This window comes from Streptomyces sp. NPDC000941 (genome assembly GCF_053599555.1).
Map to the genome: position 1 here is coordinate 1 of NZ_JBSFMM010000473.1, position 3051 is coordinate 3051.

At 72.5% G+C, this 3051-nt stretch carries 1 protein-coding gene; it reads right to left on the reverse strand.

Going from position 1 to position 3051, the window contains the following annotated elements:
- On the reverse strand, window positions 1-2938 hold a 2938-nt coding region (locus ACWDSL_RS52765), incomplete at its 3' end, for a hypothetical protein (RefSeq protein WP_450496835.1).
- Between the last annotated feature and the right edge of the window lie 113 nt (window positions 2939-3051).

Consider the following 3051-nt stretch of genomic DNA (forward strand, 5'->3'; position numbering starts at 1 on the left):
GGGCGACCGGCGCGACGAACACCCGCGAGGCGGAGCCCCCCGACCCGGCACCGTCCGCGGCGGGCACGTCCCAGCGCCGCCGCAGACCCAGATCGAGCCGCAGGATGTCGGCCAGCTCCGCCGCGGACCGCAGCGCGGCCTCCGTGTCCGGGCCCCACATCAACAGGTGATCGGCGACCTGGCGCACCACTCTGCGGAAGCCGTCCCCGGCGTACCGGGAGTCGGCGAGCACCGCGTGCGGCTCCACCGGCAGCACCAAGGAGACGGCGGCGGCCCAGGCCCGGGCGACGTCCGTCTCCATGGCACCGCCGAGTGCCGTACCAGGTGCCGCACCGGCTGCCGCGCCCGCGAAGTCCGCGTACGCCGACGCCCACAGCCGCCGTGACGCGTTCGCCGCCACGTCGTCCAGTGCGTCCGTCCAGGGGCCGGGCCGCATCATCAGCACCCGGGCCAGCTCCAGCGGCGGGAGCGCGTGCACCGGCACCCGGTTGTCCCCACTGTCCCCACGGAGCGCCATCTGGATCTGGGCCTGCTGGTCGTAGACCGGCGTGACGCCCGCGGCACGTACGTCGGCCTCGTCCAGGCCGGTGGTGGCGCTCGCGGCGAGCCGCGCCGCGACGGGATTCACGTCCTCCTCGGTCAACTCCTCTGCGATCCACCGCCGTTGCGCGTCGTCCCGAGGCACGACCGGGGCCTCGGCGGCTTCGCCGGTAGCGGCACCCCGCGCCCCGGCCAGGACATCCAGCGGGACACCCAGAGCCCACAGCCGCGCCTCGGCCTCCTCCAACCGCTCACGCGCCCGCTCAACGCCGGCCCAGAAGTCCGGTTCCTGGTCCGGGTCCGCCATCAGCGTGTCCTCGCCGCTCGCCCGCCCGGCCCGCTCCGCCGACGCGGCCCCCGTGGCAGCCTCGGCGAACGCGGTCCACGCCCCCGCGTGCGCGTTCCACGCGGGGACGAAGACCTGGTCGGCGGAGTCGGCGGAGTCCGCGGTGTCCACGGCGAGTGGCCGGGCGGCGGGGAGCTGTTCGAGTCCCCCGGCAGGCCCGGGCTCGATCGACCGCGGGGAGGCCGGGCGGACGGGCGCGGGGCTGCCAGGGGGCTCATCGGCGGCGCCCGCTCGGGGCGCCACCGGGGACTCCGGGGCCTCCTCCCACGCCCGCCGGGGTTCATACCGCGGCGTCAGATCGAGGCGGGACAGCTCCAGCTCCACCCCGATCTCACCCGCGGCCGACACCAGAGCCAACGGCAGCACCTGCCACCACACCAGCGGGGCCCGCCCGGACTCGGAGACGTACGCGTTGACCAGATCCATGTACTGGTTGACCACATCCAGCAGACCACTCCAGGTCAGCGGGGAAGCATCCCCCCGGCCCGCCCGCCACTCATCCAACGCCCGGAAACCACGCAACAGAGCCTCGAACACCGCCACGTCATCCTCCAACAACGGCCCGAACACCAGCCGGACCGCCCGCCACCACCGCTGCACATCCCCAGCCCGCCTCCGATCACCCGCCACCCGCTCAGCCCACACGGCCAGCTGAACCGACGACGGCTCCGGACGGAACCCCGCCAGCGAGTCACCCTCCTCCAGCCGAAGCCACGTGACCTGCTTCTGCCCACCGTTCCCGTCCGCCTCCCTACGCGTGGCGAACCCGGGCTCCCCACCCAGAGCAGAGGTCCACAACCACCGGTCAAAGCGGTTGGACAGCACCTGACCCGCCACCGGCCACTGAAGCGGATCACGACCACGCGCATACGGACCCGCCACATCCGCACCCACCCACCACACAGCCGTATCCCACGACGCCGCCGTCAACGCCGGCACACGCGCGAAGACATAGTCCGCCACCCGCTCGTAGGCGAACGACACAATCGACCCACCCTGGACCGGCAACCGTGCCACGGTCCCGTCCCCGTCCACACCGACCAGGAACACCTTGCCGAACGGAGCCTCCTTCCGCGGACCCTCCGCCACCACCGCCGATGCCCGGTACCATCCGCCCTCCGGCGGCGCCCACCGCACCTCCGTATAGTGCTCCACCTCCGGCAGCAGACCGTAGGACTGCTGGCGCCCCCTCCACGGTCCGGCTCCCCGCAGCGACACCCCCACCTGCACATCCGACGCATCCCGGTGCTGCACCTGCGACACCTGATCCACCGGAACCAGGGTCCCGTCCAGCGCCTCGATCTCCGCCGGCCACTCGATCGCGGCCGGTGCCGACGACTCGAGGACGGCCGTCAACGCCATCTCCGCGCTCCTGACGGCCCCCTCGACACGCGCACGCTCTTCGACAGGCACGGTCCCGGTCGTCAGGAGAACGGCCACCTTCTCCAGCGCCTCGGCCGCCAGCCGATACGCCGGACTGTCCGGGGACAACCGGACGTGTCCCAGGGCATAACGGCCCAGGGCGCCTGCCACGGCCATCGCGTTCGCCATGGTCAGCACGCGCTGATTCGGGCCCTCCACCTGCGGGACGCCGCCGACGAGCAGGGCCACGAACGGGGCGAACCCCTGGACCACCGGATCGTCCAGAATCCGCTCCACCGACCGGCTCAGCACGTCGGGAGACAGCGGAACCGAGGCCGCCACCGCCCGCTCGTATATCGCCCTGCCGAGTTCCGCCAACTCGGCCTCGGCCTGCTCGATCTGCTCCTCGGTCATGGTCCTGTCGTCGAACCCGTACCCCCGGAACTCGTTCACCATCAGCGCGACCAGCAGCCGGCCGCCGCTGGTGTCCAGGGCCGGGAACTCGTCCATGCCGACCGACTCGAGCGAGCCGATCCGCCTCCCCTGGGACGTACGCCCCGTCAGCGCGGCGGTCAGCTGCTCGCGCGGGGACGGCACATCGCCGGTCTCCCCGGGATCGCGGACCACGAAGTCGAAGAACACGTCCGAAACGACTCCGCCCGGGCTGAAGATCCGGAAATGGCGCTCCATTTCGACCTTCAGCATGTCGTGGGCGACCGCGCTGAGACCGTCATGACGCTCATCAAGGAAGCCCCGCGTACCAGGCCGCAGAGCCCGCCGGTCACTGTCGAACCCGTGCCGCG